This window comes from Bacillus sp. AFS098217, assembly GCF_002551815.1.
GTDB lineage: Bacteria > Bacillota > Bacilli > Bacillales > Bacillaceae_G > Bacillus_A.
The window spans coordinates 1-16,518 of sequence record NZ_NVPR01000032.1 but is presented as its reverse complement, the minus strand read 5'-3'; the positions used below and the strand labels follow the sequence as shown (position 1 = coordinate 16,518).

The window sequence follows — 16,518 nt, the reverse complement described above, 5'->3', positions numbered from 1 at the left end:
AAGAAAAGGAAAAGAAACGCCAGTTTACAATGTTTTTTAGAAATGGTACGATGAAACGGGTAAAGAAGGATACGAAGGAGTCGACATAAAATGAAGTTAAAGGTGCATCGTCCAGCGGTGGTAATGAATCGCATTGGTGCCTCCATTATTGATATGTTTTTCATATCGGTTATGTATGGTGCTATTGTGGCCATTATAACAGGAAATTATGGTGCTATTTTCAATCGTTTTAATATAAGTTTAGGTGATTATCGATATGATCTTACACTTGTTTTTATATTAATGGCCATCTACTTTATTTTTGTGCCATTTGTTTGGAACGGTTGTACAATTGGTAAAAAAATAACAAGGACAAAACTTATATCACTAACAAGTGAAACGTTAACGATACAAACGTTAATCGTACGGTTCTTTGTATTGTTATTACCAAACATATTGCTACTTGGAATTCCTGCAGTATGCAATGTGTACATGATGTTGTTCCGCGAGGATAATAGAGGATTTCATGATTTAGTTGCCAAGACAAAGGTGATGAGTCTCGTTTAATCATAGTAAGAAACAGTGATAAAGATATTGAAATAAGGTTCCTTTTTTTTATGATATGAAGAAGGGGAACCTTATTATAAATTAGATTTTTCGGGTTTTATTTTTGTAAAACTTAACAAATTTAAATTAATATAATGGAATTTATATAGTGCTGATATCTCCTATATAGTGCCCTACATATTGATGAAGGATGTTTTAAAAATAGACAATGGCTAATTTTTAAAACATCCTATTTTTTATTATTAATAGATTGGAAATTAATATATATTAAAAACAACATAAAACCCCTCTTTTTAGATGGGAGAGAATGCATAGAAGCGGTCAGGGCTTTTTTGCCACATGCGAAGTAAAAACAGAAAGAGCAAATGAGTGTAGGTGCCTTTTCCTGCTTGCAGATGTATCCGAGAAAGGAGTATACTGAATGACGGTAAGACTTACAGAAGGGGTAATGACAATGAAGCTTGCAGGGAAAGTCGCCGTTGTAACTGGCGGTGGCATCGGTATTGGACGTAGTACAGCTCTTTTGTTGGCAGCACAAGGTGCAAAAGTAATTGTGACGGATATTGATAGGGAAAATGGACAAGCAACAGCAGAGGAAATTGTAGAGTTAGGTGGAGAGGCACTGTTTGTATCCAATGATATGGAGAAACAAGGAGACTGGAAGTGCGTCATTAGTGTTGCAATTGAAGCTTATAATCGTATTGATATGCTATTTAATAATGCTGGTTTATATAAAATAGATCCTATTTTCTCACGTCAACAAGAGAACGATTCCAATATGCTATGTGTGAATGACGTTTGGATAGAAATAAAGCAATTAACGTCATCTCTTATGAAACAGCAAGAAGAAGTGATATTGAGAGATTTACCTATTTTTGGAATTATCAGTACGGAAGAACAATCACTTCATACAGTAGAAACCCTAGTATAATAGTTGAAAACCGCCCTCGATACATACGTGGACGGTTTTTTTGTATATATTATAATAAAAATTACTATTTTAGCGAATACGTTTTTCTGTTTCACAATCAAAGAAATGCGCCTTATTCATATCAAAGGCAAGCTTAATTTGATCACCATGTGCAAACGTGTGTCTTGCATCAACGCGTGCTGCGAAATCTTGATTTCCTAGTTTCATATATAAGATAGATTCTGCCCCTAGTAATTCTGAAACTTCAATTTGAGTTGTAAATGTTGTCTCTTGTGAAGCCTCTAAAAATAAAAGTTCATCATGGATGTCTTCTGGACGTATTCCTAGTACAATTTCTTGATTCACATAACCTTGTTCACGTAATAATTTCATTTTGCCTTCAGATACTTTAATCTTTATCTTATCATCTATAACAAAGTCTTGTTCTGCTAATTTACCACGGAAGAAATTCATTGCAGGTGAGCCAATAAATCCACCAACGAAAATATTCTCTGGTGTTTCATATACTTCTTTTGGTGAACCGATTTGTTGGATTTTTCCATCTTTCATAACAACAAGGCGTGATGCCATTGTCATTGCCTCTGTTTGATCATGTGTTACATAAATTGTTGTTGTACCAAGTCGCTGATGTAATTTAGAAATTTCTGAGCGCATTGCTACACGTAATTTTGCATCAAGGTTGGATAAAGGCTCGTCCATTAAGAAAACTTTTGCGTCACGGACAATCGCACGACCTAACGCAACACGTTGGCGTTGTCCACCAGATAGTGCTTTCGGTTTTCTATTTAAATATTCTTCAAGTCCTAAGATTCGAGCTGCATCCTTTACACGACGATCAATTTCGTCTTTTGGAATTTTACGAAGCTTTAAGCCAAATGCCATGTTATCGTAAACGCTCATATGTGGATAGAGTGCATAGTTTTGAAAAACCATTGCGATATCTCGATCTTTTGGAGGAACATCATTCATTACCTTACCATCAATTGAGAACTCTCCTTTTGAAATATCTTCGAGTCCAGCGACCATTCGTAATGTCGTTGATTTTCCACATCCGGATGGACCAACGAACACAATAAATTCTTTATCTTGAATGTGTAAATTGAAATCCGTTACCGCTGTTACGTTATTATCATATATCTTGTAAATGTTTTCTAATTTTAGTTCTGCCATGACTTTTCCTCCTAGAAAAAATATGCAAACGTTTTCTTTGGATTTATTATAAACGAATAAATTGGAAAAATAAATAAAAATGACAGAAAAAAATAAAACGTTTTCATATTTTGTATAAAACAGATATTAAGCAGTGTACATTCTGCATGGAAAGACAATAAAAAATTATAAGCGCTATTTTAAAATGTTCTAGAATCTGTTATCATTCATTAATGAAAACGTTTGCGCCTAATTTTGTAATTAAATAATGAAATGGGGTAGCATGATGGAAAAACAATGGTGGAAAGAAAGTGTTGTATATCAAATATATCCTCGTAGTTTTATGGATAGTAATGGTGACGGAATTGGCGATCTTCGTGGAATCATTTCAAAGCTGGATTATTTAAAGAAACTAGGTATCGATGTAATTTGGTTGTCACCAGTCTATGAATCTCCAAACGATGATAATGGCTATGATATTAGCGATTATCGTAAGATTATGAATGAGTTTGGAACAATGAATGATTGGGACGAACTATTAAGTGCAATGCACGAACGTAATATGAAGCTAATGATGGATTTAGTCGTTAACCATACTTCTGATGAGCATAATTGGTTCATAGAATCTCGTAAATCAAAAGATAATCCATATCGAGACTATTATATATGGCGTCCAGGTAAAGGGGAGAAAGAGCCGAATAACTGGGGAGCGGCTTTTAGTGGGTCTGCATGGCAATATGATGAAGAGACTGACGAATATTATTTACATTTATTTTCTAAAAAGCAACCAGACTTAAATTGGGATAATGAACGGGTGCGAAAAGATGTTTATGAGATGATGGAGTTTTGGCTTGAAAAAGGGATTGATGGTTTCCGCATGGATGTGATTAACTTTATTTCCAAAGAAGAAGGATTGCCAGCTGTGAAGACAGAGGAAGAAGGTTATGTATCTGGGCATCAACACTTTATGAATGGGCCGAATATCCATACGTATTTGCATGAAATGAATCAAGAAGTATTGTCTAAATACGATATTATGACAGTTGGTGAAATGCCTGGTGTAACAACAGAAGAAGCGAAACTGTACACTGCTGAAGAACGTCAAGAATTGCAAATGGTATTTCAGTTTGAACATATGGATTTAGATTCTGGAGAAGGTGGAAAGTGGGATGTAAAACCGTGTTCGCTCCTTACTTTAAAACAGAACTTAACAAAATGGCAGAAAGCGTTAGAACATACAGGATGGAATAGTTTGTATTGGAACAATCATGATCAACCACGTGTTGTCTCTCGTTTTGGCAACGATACAACTTATCGCATAGAATCAGCGAAAATGTTAGCGACAGTACTTCATATGATGAAAGGTACTCCTTATATTTATCAAGGAGAAGAAATTGGAATGACAAATGTTCACTTTGATTCAATTGATGAGTATCGTGATATTGAAACGTTAAATATGTATCGTGAAAAAGTAATAGAATGCGATGAAGATGAAGAAAAAGTGATGCAATCTATTTATGTAAAAGGACGAGATAATGCGAGAACGCCAATGCAGTGGAGTGCAACCGAGCATGCTGGGTTTACAGCAGGAGAACCGTGGATTGGATTAAATGCTAATTATAAAGAAATCAATGTAGAACAAGCATTACAAGATTCGAACTCTATTTTTTATTACTATAAGAAATTGATTGAGCTTCGTAAAAAACATCAAATCATTGTGTATGGAACATATGATTTAATTTTAGAGGAGCATCCATCTATTTTTGCTTATATAAGAACATGGAAAGATGAAAAGTTACTTGTAATTGCAAACTTTACCGACGATGAGTGTGTATTTGAAATGCCAGACGAGATAACATACAGCAACTTAGAGTTATTGATAAACAATTACAATGTGCAAGATGAAAAAATTGAGAGTATCGTCCTGAAGCCTTATGAAACGAGAGCATATAAATTAAAATAATGAAAAGCCTTGTGCAGCTTCTGACACAAGGCTTTTTTGCTTTACCATTTCAAAATTGAAAATCCATATGAGGGAAGTGAAACTTGTAATGCGTTTGTTTCTGCTGAAAACTCTTCATTTGTATACAAATTTATAATTTTTTTACCAGTAATATCAAAGGGTATAGGAGCTATAATTTCATGGTTGGTTGAGTTTAAAACAAAGAAGATTGTTTCTCCCTCATATGTTTTCGTATAAGAAATGTAACCCTGTTCATCGTCTGCTTCGATACATTGAAATGTTCCGTGTCCGCCAAATGCTTTATGTTGTTTTCGTAATGAAATTAATGTTTCTATATGTTGAAATAATGTTTTATCTTGTTTATCTTCATCCCAAATCATACATTTTCGGCAACCAGGATCCATTCCTCCATCCATACCAATTTCATCACCATAATAAATGCATGGTGAACCGATGAAAGAAAGATGGAATACATAAAGTAGTTTTACTTTATTTTTGTTTCCGTTACAGAGTGTTAAAATTCTCGGTGTATCATGACTGCCTAATAGATGGAAGGCCGCTTCGTTCACATTCATGGAATACGAGTGAAGAGATACTGTAATTTGTTCCATAAATCTATTAGCGCCAATCGTTTCATGTGCAAAATAAGAAAGAAGGGCATTTGTAACAGGATAACTCATTACAGCATCAAATTGATCGCCTTGTAGCCAAGGAAGTGCATCATGCCAAATTTCTCCTAGAATATATACTTCAGGGTTAATTGTTTTTATTTCACTACGGAACTCCCTCCAAAATGTATGATCGATTTCATTTGCAACATCAAGGCGCCAGCCGTCAATGTGAAACTCTCGTACCCAATAACGTCCTACTTCGAGTAAGTATTCTTTTACATCTGGATGAGCGGTATTTAATTTTGGCATATATGGTGTAAAAGCAAAGGTATCATAATTAGGAAGTGGTTCGGTTACTACCGGAAACTCATGAATATGAAACCAATCCTTATAGGGTGATTGCTCGCCTTTTTTAAGAACATCTTGGAATTTATCAAAGAAGTATCCACTATGATTAAACACAGCATCGAGCATGACCTTTATGCCACGTTTGTGGCAGGCGTTCACAAGTTGTTTGAACATTTCTTTTGTCCCAAATTGCGGATCAATTTCCATGTAGTCAATCGTGTCATATTTATGATTGGAATGTGCGGTAAAGATGGGAGTAAAGTAAATACCAGAAATACCGAGTTTTACAAGGTAATCAAGGTGCTGAATGATACCGGCGAAATCTCCTCCAAAAAAATTTGTAGCTGTAGGGTTTGTGCTTCCCCAAGGAAGTGTATGTAATGGATTACATGTAGGATCCCCGTTGGCAAACCGTTCTGGGAAAATTTGATACCACACTGTATCTTTTACCCATGAAGGAGCTGTAAAAACATCCTCTTTGTGTATAAATGGGAAGCAAAAAAAATTGCCAACGTCATCGTTAGGTAATTCAGAGAAAAAGCCACGTTCTGTATAAATAATCGTTTCAGCGTTATTTGTTAGTTCGAATCCATATCGTAAGCGCTTAAATTTCGGTTCAATTGAAACAAACCAATAATCAAATAAATCAGTTGATCCACTTTTTTTCATGGGTATTTGTGTAGTAATCCATTTTTCATTTTGCCATTCATATGGATCACCGTGAATAAGCGAAACTACGTCTACATCGTTTTTTTTCGTGCGCAGCCGAATGTGAAGTGTATTGTCATTGTAAGCGTATGCGTAATTGTCTTTTGGTCTATGGTATATTGCTTCTTTAAACATATAAAAAATCCCCCTTTAATTTTTTATAAATAAGAACATGTTGCAAACGATTGCTTTTTAATATAGCTGTAATGTTGCTTATAAGAGTAGTATTCATTGAAAAGAAAGTCAATGGATAGAAAGAATAACATCATAAATTTTTTTGGAAAATATAAAAAGAAAATATTGCAAAATACATAAAAGAATGTATAATGATAGACAAATAGCGCAAACGTTTTCATAGATTAGAAGATGAGTTGCGCTTCTATTAAACTAGTAAGTGCAAACGTTTTCATTTGTTAAACCAGTACATATATAATTTAGGGAGGTTTTTAGGGTGAAGAAAGCATTATCGTTATTAACAATTTCAACTTTGGCAGTCGGTATGCTATCGGCATGTGGTCCGAAAGATTCAGGAAAAAAGGAAGCGAGCAAGGAGAAGAAAGATTATGATCTTCTTGTTTGGGAAGATGAGAAAAAGGGTGTTGGATTAGATCCAGCAGTGAAAAGTTTTGAAAAGAAATATAATGTGAAAGTAAAAGTTGAAGAGGTTCAGATGACGAAACAAGTAGAAAAACTTCGTCTCGATGGTCCAGCGGGTACAGGGCCAGATGTTGTAACATTGCCGCATGATCATATTGGTAATGCGGTAACAGAAGGGCTACTTTCAGAGGTGAAAGTGGATGATACGGTGAAAAATAAATTTACAGATTTATCAATCAAGGCACAAACATACGACGGAAAACTATACGGTTTACCAAAAGCAATTGAAACACCAGTCTTTATTTATAATAAAAAATTAATGCCAAAAGCACCAGAAACAATGGATGAGCTTTTTAATTTCTCAAAAGACTTTACAAAAAATGGGAAGTACGGATTTTTAGCGTTAGGAGATAACTTCTATTTTGCAAATGCATTTATGGCTGGTATGGGCGGTTATGTATTTGGTGAGAAAGATGGAAGACCGAATCCAGCAGATATTGGATTAGATAATAGTGGTGCGGTACAAGGTGCTGAATATATTCAAAAATGGTATAAAGAAAATTTATTTCCAAAAGGAATTATTGGTGAATCTGGTGGGGCAGCTGCAGATGGATTATTTAATGAAGGAAAAGCGGCATCTATTATGAATGGTCCATGGGCATTCCAAGCGATGGAAAAGGCAGGCATTGATTATGGGGTAGCACCAATGCCAAAATTACCAAACGGTCAGCCAATGAAAACTTTTGTAGGTGTAAAAGGATGGCATGTAACAAGCTTCTCGAAACAGAAGGATTTAGCAACAAAATTTACTGAGTGGGTAACAAATGAAGAGAACGCGAAAATCCGTTTTGAAAAAACGAAAGAAATTCCTCCTGTTAAATCCGTAATGGAAGATCCAATGATTAAAGACAATGAAGCTGCAAAAGCAGTGGCAGCTCAATCAGAGAATGGTATTCCAATGCCGAATATTCCAGAAATGCAAGAAGTTTGGAAACCAGCTGGAGACGCGCTTCAATTAGTTGCAGCAAATAAACAAGAGCCAAAAGCAGCACTTGATGAAGCTGTAAAACAAATTAAAGGAAACATTGAAGCAAATCATAGTAAGAAAAAATAAGATGGGATTCGTATCTCCCGTAAAAGGGAGATACGGATTCTCTTCCTTCCAAAGGGAAGAAAAAGGGGGAAGAAATATGCAAACATCCATTGAACCAGCGCAGGAAGTGAACGGTTCAAAACATCGGAAACGAGCGGCTATGTTGTCAATTATTCCAGGTATTGGTCAAATATATAATAAACAATATATAAAAGGTCTTATCTTTCTTGTATTAACAGGTTCATTTGTTGTAGCATTCGCTGATTTATTAAATATCGGATTGTGGGGAATTGTTACGCTCGGTACAGAAGTTCCTCGGGACCATTCTATTTTTCTATTAGTAAAAGGGATTTTAGCACTAATCGTTATTGTATTTGGATTAGGTATATATGCTTTTAATTTATATGATGCCTATCAAAACGGAAAAAAGCGTGATGTAGGAATACCGTTAAATTCTGTGAAAGAACAATACCGTAATTTATTAGATCAAGGTTTTCCATATTTAATGGTGTCACCAGGATTTTTGTTACTTATTTTTGTTGTTGTATTTCCAATCATTTTTGTTATTTTAATTGGATTTACAAATTATGATTTATATCATTCTCCTCCAGCAAAACTAGTAGACTGGGTTGGATTTAAAAACTTTATTGATATTTTCACATTACCAATGTGGAGAGATACATTTTTAAGCGTATTCTCTTGGACTGTGATTTGGACATTTGTTGCAACGACATTACAAGTGGCGCTTGGTATTTTCTTAGCAATATTAGTGAATCAGCCTGGGATTAAAGGGAAAGCAGTGATTCGTACCATCTTTATTTTACCGTGGGCTGTACCAGCATTCGTATCCATTCTTGTCTTTGCTGGTATGTTTAATGAGTCATTTGGCGCAATTAACAATCAAGTGTTAGCTTTATTTGGAATCGAAAAGATTGCTTGGATGACAGATCCATTTTGGGCGAAAACTGCTTTAATATTCATTCAAACATGGCTTGGTTTCCCATTTATTTTTGCAATGACAACAGGGATATTGCAATCGATTCCAGGGGAATTGTATGAAGCGGCTACAGTAGATGGAGCAACGGCATGGCAACAATTCCGAAAAATTACATTGCCGCTTGTTCTATATGCAACAGCTCCAATCTTAATTACACAATATACGTTTAACTTTAATAATTTTAGTATTATTTATCTATTTAATAGCGGGGGACCTGCTGTATCTGGGCAAAATGCAGGGGGAACAGATATTTTAATTTCATGGATTTATAAATTAACGATGACATCAGCACAATATGGAAAAGCAGCGGCACTTACGATGATTTTATCGTTAATCGTTATTTCAGTTGCATTATGGCAATTTAAGAGAACAAAATCATTCCAAGAAGAGGATATGATGTAAATGAATATAAAACGACAAAAGATGTTACGTCTCTCATTAAGTTATTTCGTAATTTTCATAATGTGTGTCATTATTTTTTATCCATTATTATGGATTGTTGGTTCATCGTTTAATCCAGGAGATAGTTTATCAGGGTCAAGTATTATTCCGAAAAACGCAACGCTAGATCACTACCGAAAGTTATTAGATCTTTCGCAAAGCAATTATTTACTTTGGTATAAAAATACACTCAAAGTAAGTGTTTTAACGATGATTTTCTCTGTACTATCTATTAGTTTTACAGCTTATGCATTTTCAAGATATCGTTTTGTTGGAAGAAAGAATGGTTTGTTAACATTTTTAATCTTGCAAATGATTCCAAACTTTGCAGCTTTGATTGCACTTTATGTCTTAGCACAATTAACTGGATTAATTGATACACATCTTGCGTTGATTTTAATTTATGTTGGCGGAGCAATTCCGATGAATACGTGGCTTATGAAAGGGTATTTTGATACGATTCCAAAAGAATTAGATGAGTCGGCTCGTATGGACGGAGCAGGGCACTTCCGTATTTTCTGGCAAATTATTATGCCGCTCGCAAAACCGATTGTGGCAGTTGTAGCTTTATTTACGTTTATCGGTCCGTTTACAGATTTCATTTTAGCGAGCATCATTTTACGCACACCAGAGAATTATACGTTAGCGGTTGGGTTATATGAAATGGTAGCGAAAAAATTTGGTAATGAATTTACAACATTTGCAGCTGGATCTGTATTAATTGCAATACCGATTTCTATTTTGTTCTTATCCCTGCAAAAATATTTTATTTCTGGTTTAACAGCCGGAGGTACGAAAGGATGAGAATGGGACAATATGTCCCATTTCTCTTTTTTTAGGGGCATGATATAGCATTTATATGACATCTTATGGGAAAAGATGTGAAAAAATAGTATATTATAGTATAGGAAAATAAGTCTGTATCCCTTACAATACATGAAGAGGGAGAATATTGGTTTACATTAATATAATTTTTGAGGGATAAAATAAAGTAATAGAGGCTTTCGCTTTCTCCTACTACCTGAGGAACTACGGGATAAAAATACATATGAATAAAGAATGAGAAGAGAGGAGGGGGATTTTATGACAGTTACAATTAAAGATGTGGCGAAAAAGGCAAATGTTGCACCTTCTACTGTGTCTCGTGTAATTGCTGATAATCCAAGTATAAGTGAAAAAACAAAGCGCCGTGTTCGTAAAGTAATGAGCGAACTGGGATATCATCCAAATTTAAATGCGAGAAGTCTTGCGAATCAAACGACAAAAACAATTGGTCTTGTAATGCCAAGCTCTGCGAATAAAGCATTTCAAAATCCATTTTTCCCAGAAGTAATTCGAGGGATTAGTTCATTTGCTCATGTTGAAGGATATGCACTCTATATGTCAACTGGTGAAACGGAAGAAGAGATTTTTAATGGTGTCGTGAAAATGGTACAAGGGCGTCAAATTGGAGGGATTATTCTTCTATATTCACGTGAAAATGACCGCATTATTCAATATTTAAATGAGCAAAATTTCCCGTTTGTGTTAATTGGAAAACCATATGAGAGAAAAGATGAAATTACATATGTAGATAATGATAACTATACAGCTGCAAGAGAAGTAGCAGAATACTTCATTTCATTAGGTCATAAACAAATTGCGTTTATTGGTGGTGGCTCTGATTTACTTGTGACAAAAGACCGTTTAGCTGGAATGAGCGATGCTTTAAAATTAGCGGACATTGTGTTACCAGATGAATATATTTTGCACTTTGATTTTTCAAGAGAAAGTGGTCAGCAAGCTGTAGAAGAGTTAATGGGACTTGGAAAGCCGCCAACGGCCATTATGACTACAGACGATCTTATAGGTCTTGGGGTACTAAGTGCACTTGCGAAAAAAGGGATTATCGTACCAAAAGATGTTTCGCTTGTGAGCTTCAATAATGCATTATTGTCTGAAATTGCGAGCCCGCCGCTTACAACGGTCGATGTGAATATCTATCAATTAGGGTATGAAGCTGCAAAAGCATTAGTAGACAAGGTGGAGCATTCTGAATCCATTTCGAAATGCATTATTATTCCGCATAAATTACTGAAGCGTCAAACTTGTGATCGTTATGCAAAAAGCTAAGAGTATTATCTCTTAGCTTTTTGTTTTAAAAATTTTTCTAAACGATCGCAGCCTTCTTTTAACGTTTCCATACTATAAGCATATGAAAGACGGATATATCCTTCACCATATTCTGAAAATGCTGTTCCAGGGACAACTGCGAGTCCAGCTTCTTTGACAAGCTCAATAGCAAAGTCAAATGATGAAGATGCCATATTGCCGATGTATGGGAAGAAATAAAAGGCACCAGTCGGTTTCTCAACAGTTAGGCCCATTTGAATAAGTCTGTTGTATACATAATCGCGGCGCTTCTTATATTGATGACGCATCATTTTTGGTGCATCTTTAGCAGCTGTTAATGCTTCAATTGCAGCATACTGTGCGATTGAAGTTGCACAGGTGACATTATATTGATGAACTTTCAAAATATGCCCTGCCAAATAGCTTGGAGCGAATAAAAGTCCAATGCGCCAGCCTGTCATAGAATGTGATTTGGATAATCCGTTAATAACAATTGTTTTATCACGCATTTCTGGAAAATGAGCAATGGACATGTGACTTTCTTCATATACAAGCTCACTATAAATTTCATCAGAAAGAACGAAAATATTTTTATCTTTTAAAACAGATACAATATTTGTTAGTTCTTCTTTTGACAGTGTAACACCGGTCGGATTAGAAGGATAAGGTAAAACGATACATCTTGTTCGATCGGTAATTGCATTTTGAATCGCTTCTGCTGTTAAGCGAAATCCAGTTTCACGAACATCTACAAAAATAGGTGTTGCGCCGCAAAGTCTAATAATAGGCTCGTAGCCTGGATAAATAGGGGCTGGTAAAATAACCTCTGTTCCAGGTTCTAAAATGGTACGAAATGTAACATCAATTGCCTCACTAGCGCCGATAGTAACGATGGTTTCGTTTTCAGGTGCATAGTGTAAATCGTAATTTTCTTTTAGAAAATGGCAAGCTGCCTTACGTAATTCTAATAGACCAGCGTTATGTGTATAACTTGTATAGTTTTCTGTAATCGCGCGTTTTGCAGCTTCTTTTACTAAAGAAGGAGTTGGAAAATCAGGTTGTCCAATTGTTAAAGAGATGATATTGTCATAGTTTTGAATCATATTAGAGAATTGACGGATACCAGAAATTTGAATATCCTTCACTCTAGGATTAATGAATTGTTCCATTTTCTCTCCCTTTCTTCCGTTTGAAAATTAATTTCATTTTACCATAGTTTTAATCATTTCGCTTTTCAGTGCATAAAAAAAGCCGCTTAAAGCGACTTTTTTAATAACCATATTCCCAATCTATTTCATCTTCATTCCAAAGTACTGAAGAGACTTTACCAAGGTGCATAACAGATTCATTCATAGCACATGTGCAATTCTCTTCACCAGCTTTGTCTTGTAATTCTTCGTATACTGATTTATCAACATTTTCGAGAACAATCAAATTCTCCTCTTTTAAAACAAGTGTAGTTCCTGCCATATTTATCTTCCTCCTACTAAAATAATGGTCACTTATTTGTAAACATAGATAGTATGGATTATATGCTTTATGTTGTTATAGTTGTCCGTTTATTGGACTATTTTTTGTTTTATTTTTTAATCCGTATTCATTGTATACTGCATCATGGTAATTTGGTACAGGGTTTACAATCATTTCGGAAAGTTGTAACATTTCTTAACGACTCTTCACAAATGATTTACAAATATGTTAAGAAAAGTCTAAATTTTAAAACAAACGATCCTATAAAATGATATAATCAAATCAAAATGCATGTAGGGGATGAAAGGGTATGGAACTAATCCGCGACTTAATGATCCAAGTTGCAATCATTATTTTGCCACTGTTTTTATACGAAGCGATTCGTCTCAATCGCTATCAAGATATGCTTCCAAAGCCCAATCGCTACTTTATTATGTTTTTATCCAGTATTACGCTTGTCCTTTCTATGACATACCCGATTTGTTTTAAAGAAGGTTGCGATTACAACTTTCATGCAATCCCAATTATGAGTGGTTTCTTGTATGGAGGAATTGTAGGGATTATTCCAGCTTTTATTTTTATCGTATACGAATGGTTTTTAAATGATTTAAATTGGTTTCGTATATTAGAAGTTGTGTTCCTTATCATTATTCCATTATTGTTATCAAAAAAGTGGTCTGTTTTTCCAAGGAATAAGAAACTTATTTTATCTTTCATCATCTCATCTTTATATGCGCTTATCTGCCTAGTACTTGGAATGTTCGATGTGTTATTAGGAATTGGATTTACACCGCCTATGTCACATTTATATGGTGGATATATATGCGCCTCGTTTGTTATGGTTATGACAATGATATTTCAAGTGTATTTAACGGAATATTTAAACGAAAACGCATTGCTACGTACAGAGATGCAAAAGTCGGAAAAATTGAACATTGTAAGTGAATTAGCAGCAAGTGTTGCGCATGAAGTTCGAAATCCACTTACAGTTGTTCGGGGATTTATCCAATTATTGGATAGTACAGAAGATATGAAGAACAAGGATTATATGCGCCTTGTATTGGCGGAACTAGATCGTGCTGAACAAATCATCTCGGATTACTTAAATTTAGCGAGGCCACAAATTGAGAAAAAAGAACATATTTGTTTATCGGCGCAGTTGATTGAAATGACTACGTTAATGTCTTCATTTGCGGCGATGCAAGGTGTGTATTTACAAGTTGAAATTTCTGAGAATCTATATACGATAGGTGATAAGACGAAATTAAAACAGGCTATTATGAATGTTGTAAAGAATGGAATTGAAGCGATTCAGGAAAACAAAGGATATTTAAAAGTAACTGCTAATCAAAAAGGTGAAATCATTATAGTACGAGTAAAAGATAGCGGTATTGGAATGACGAAAGAACAGTTAGCAAGACTTGGACAACCGTATTATTCATTGAAAGAAAAAGGAACGGGTCTAGGGCTTATGGTGACTTTTAGTATTTTACAAGCACATAATGGTACGCTGGAGTATAACAGTGAGAGTGGGAAAGGTACAGAAGCAATTATTACATTACCAGCAGTTAGAAATTAAGAATAAAAGTTACCGATAGAAGGTAACTTTTTATTATTTTGTATGAATGGATTGTAGAATCTTAATTTCTAGGTAGTGAAAAATACATTATGGTTAAGGGTCTATTCATTTGTTTTTTCCTGTTTAACGCGAACGAATAAATTTTTAAGTGATTGAAATAGACTTTGTTCTTTTGATGCGGCAATTAATCGCTTTGTTTCTTGAATTTCACGAATGACTTGCATAAGCTGTGTATCTCGCTTGTTGTCTTTGTTATAAACATGATTGACAAGTTTATTCATTTTTTCTTCTTGTTTTGATTCACGCTTATACATATGATTCATTAATAAGTCCATCTTCTCTTTTTGCAAGGCATCTGTTTGAGCTGCATGATCGATGAGATCTTGGAGCATTTCTTCTTGTTTTTCTTCTTTTACATAGACCTGTTGCATTAATACATCTAGTTTTTCATCTTTTAATCGATTTTGTGTGATTAAGGTAGAGTTTTGATGAATAATGGCTTCGTTTAATTGAGCTAACATTTCAAGTTTTAGCATGAATTCTTCAAAATTTCGGCCTTCATCTTTGGTTTGGACCTCTTGATTTTTCTTTATCGCTGGTACAGGTGGATTGTCTTTTTCTTTTAAAATAATAGGAATTGTTTCTGTAATATCTTCTTGTAATTTGGCTGCTCGTTCATGGATTGATTTCAATAGTTTTAGATCATCCATTTTATATATACGAGCATCAGCGGTTTTTGTAATTGTATAACCGTGTTGTTCTAAAAGTTGACTATATTTTCGAACTATATGTTTCGGGATTCCTGTTTTATTCGTGACATCCTTCGTTTTATAGATTGCCTCCATGACATTTCCTCCCCAAAAAGTATCGTATATACCAATTCAATCTTTTACTTTGACTTCCTTTGAAAAAGAATGTCGTAAACCTAGAAGTTTTCTACATGATTAGTGAAAACCTGAGGAAAAATGAACATTTTTGGCATAAAGAAGAGGAACAACTAAAATAATGTCTGAAAACATATATAAAAGAAGTTTGCTATAATAACCTAGGAAAGGCAAGAGGATTAAAAAGTGGAGGCACATACATGAAGCAGTTAAAAGGTATTATTATTTCGATTATTGCTATTCTTTCTATTTTTGTCGTTGTCTATGAAGCACTTATACCTGCAGAACCAAAGAGTCAGAAAGAAGTTACATATGATCAAGTTCTAGAATTCCCAAAAGAACGTTATCCAGAAACGGGAAAGCACATTGCAGATGCGATAAAAGAAGGCCACTCGAAAATTTGTACGATTGATCGAAATGGCACGGGAGATAGAAGGAAGTTGTCTTTAGCACCGTATCCAGTAAAAAAAGGATATGATCGTGATGAATGGCCGATGGCAATGTGTAAAGAAGGTGGAAAAGGTGCGCATATTGAATATATTAGCCCTGCTGATAATAGAGGCGCAGGTTCATGGGTGGGAAATAAGCTAGATAAGTATCCAGATGGGACACGTGTAAAATTTGTGGTGAAATAGTAGAAGGGGATGGTGTTTGTGGAGTTAACAATTTCCTATTCACAATTAATCGTGATGAATTATGGTGGAGAACAACCTTATGTAGACTGGGGTAATGAAGATTTTGAGAGGGGATATGCCAAAGCAGAAGGTGTAATTATCTTTGAAGCAATTTCCGATTATACGTGTGAAATCAAAGCATCTGTTGGAAAGCATAATGAGAAAGAGGGAGTCGTGAGAACGATATCCGTTCCTTTTACGGTAGAAAACGATGGGGTTTTTGTAAGGAGTATTCTTTCTGATACATTGCATATTGCAATTCCAAAAGGTAACTATATGTTGGTGTTACAAGCAATGCCACTTGAGGAGCCAACGGATGATGAACTGTACAAGGTACAATATGAACTGTTTTTTGAAAATCAAGAGTGAAAAAGCCACGTTATCGTGGCTTTTCTCAGGCTGTGGAGAAAGTCTT

15 protein-coding genes are annotated in these 16,518 nt (G+C 34.9%); 10 read left to right on the top strand and 5 right to left on the bottom strand.

Annotation, left to right across the window (positions count from 1 at the left end; genetic code table 11):
• Positions 1 to 90: 90 nt before the first annotated feature.
• Both COO03_RS08135 and COO03_RS08130 read left to right on the top strand, forming a co-directional pair.
• Positions 91 to 546, top strand: coding sequence for an RDD family protein (locus COO03_RS08135; RefSeq protein WP_097896652.1), 456 nt, complete (start codon positions 91 to 93; stop codon positions 544 to 546).
• 421 nt (positions 547 to 967) lie between these two features.
• Entirely contained in the window at positions 968 to 1,477 is a 510-nt protein-coding gene (locus COO03_RS08130) for an SDR family NAD(P)-dependent oxidoreductase (protein ID WP_097896650.1), read from the top strand.
• 69 nt (positions 1,478 to 1,546) lie between these two features.
• On the opposite strand, the gene COO03_RS08125 is transcribed toward COO03_RS08130, so the two are convergent.
• Positions 1,547 to 2,647, bottom strand: coding sequence for an ABC transporter ATP-binding protein (locus COO03_RS08125; protein WP_097896648.1), 1,101 nt, complete (start codon positions 2,645 to 2,647; stop codon positions 1,547 to 1,549).
• 265 nt (positions 2,648 to 2,912) lie between these two features.
• Here COO03_RS08125 and COO03_RS08120 point away from each other — a divergent pair, with 265 nt between their 5' ends.
• Entirely contained in the window at positions 2,913 to 4,589 is a 1,677-nt protein-coding gene (locus tag COO03_RS08120) for a glycoside hydrolase family 13 protein (RefSeq protein ID WP_097896647.1), read from the top strand.
• A 41-nt stretch (positions 4,590 to 4,630) separates the two neighbouring features.
• Here the strand turns inward: COO03_RS08120 and COO03_RS08115 are convergent, their stop codons facing one another.
• A complete protein-coding gene (locus COO03_RS08115) occupies positions 4,631 to 6,391 on the bottom strand; it encodes an alpha-glycosidase (protein WP_097896645.1) in 1,761 nt (586 codons plus the stop codon).
• A gap of 316 nt (positions 6,392 to 6,707) precedes the next feature.
• Between COO03_RS08115 and COO03_RS08105 the strand changes: the two genes are divergently transcribed.
• From COO03_RS08105 to COO03_RS08090, 4 genes are all read left to right on the top strand, one after another.
• A complete protein-coding gene (locus COO03_RS08105; RefSeq protein ID WP_097896644.1) occupies positions 6,708 to 7,967 on the top strand; it encodes an extracellular solute-binding protein in 1,260 nt (419 codons plus the stop codon).
• Between the two features lie 76 nt (positions 7,968 to 8,043).
• Positions 8,044 to 9,345, top strand: a complete 1,302-nt coding sequence (locus COO03_RS08100; RefSeq protein ID WP_097896642.1) for a carbohydrate ABC transporter permease — start codon at positions 8,044 to 8,046, stop codon at positions 9,343 to 9,345.
• A complete protein-coding gene (gene malD / locus COO03_RS08095; RefSeq protein WP_026590150.1) occupies positions 9,346 to 10,188 on the top strand; it encodes a maltosaccharide ABC transporter permease MalD in 843 nt (280 codons plus the stop codon).
• Between the two features lie 279 nt (positions 10,189 to 10,467).
• Positions 10,468 to 11,496: a LacI family DNA-binding transcriptional regulator gene (locus COO03_RS08090; protein WP_097896640.1), complete on the top strand. Its 1,029-nt coding sequence runs from the start codon at positions 10,468 to 10,470 to the stop codon at positions 11,494 to 11,496.
• A gap of 5 nt (positions 11,497 to 11,501) precedes the next feature.
• On the opposite strand, the gene COO03_RS08085 is transcribed toward COO03_RS08090, so the two are convergent.
• Both COO03_RS08085 and COO03_RS08080 read right to left on the bottom strand, forming a co-directional pair.
• Complete coding sequence (locus tag COO03_RS08085) at positions 11,502 to 12,665, bottom strand: aminotransferase A (protein ID WP_097896638.1); 1,164 nt, start codon at positions 12,663 to 12,665, stop codon at positions 11,502 to 11,504.
• A gap of 100 nt (positions 12,666 to 12,765) precedes the next feature.
• Positions 12,766 to 12,966: a hypothetical protein gene (locus tag COO03_RS08080; protein WP_097896636.1), complete on the bottom strand. Its 201-nt coding sequence runs from the start codon at positions 12,964 to 12,966 to the stop codon at positions 12,766 to 12,768.
• 310 nt (positions 12,967 to 13,276) lie between these two features.
• Here COO03_RS08080 and COO03_RS08075 point away from each other — a divergent pair, with 310 nt between their 5' ends.
• Positions 13,277 to 14,545 (top strand): sensor histidine kinase, encoded by a 1,269-nt coding sequence (locus COO03_RS08075; protein ID WP_097896634.1) that lies wholly within the window; start codon positions 13,277 to 13,279, stop codon positions 14,543 to 14,545.
• A gap of 101 nt (positions 14,546 to 14,646) precedes the next feature.
• Here COO03_RS08075 and COO03_RS08070 read toward each other — a convergent pair whose 3' ends face one another.
• On the bottom strand, positions 14,647 to 15,390 hold the full coding sequence (locus COO03_RS08070) for a DUF3967 domain-containing protein (protein ID WP_097896632.1): 744 nt from the start codon (positions 15,388 to 15,390) through the stop codon (positions 14,647 to 14,649).
• Positions 15,391 to 15,629: 239 nt separating this feature from the next.
• On the opposite strand from COO03_RS08070, the gene nucA reads away from it, so the two are divergent.
• Together nucA and comJ are read left to right on the top strand one after the other, a co-directional pair.
• A complete protein-coding gene (gene nucA, locus COO03_RS08065; RefSeq protein WP_097896630.1) occupies positions 15,630 to 16,064 on the top strand; it encodes a DNA-entry nuclease in 435 nt (144 codons plus the stop codon).
• A gap of 18 nt (positions 16,065 to 16,082) precedes the next feature.
• A complete protein-coding gene (comJ, locus tag COO03_RS08060; protein WP_141523259.1) occupies positions 16,083 to 16,472 on the top strand; it encodes a competence protein ComJ in 390 nt (129 codons plus the stop codon).
• Positions 16,473 to 16,518: the final 46 nt, after the last annotated feature.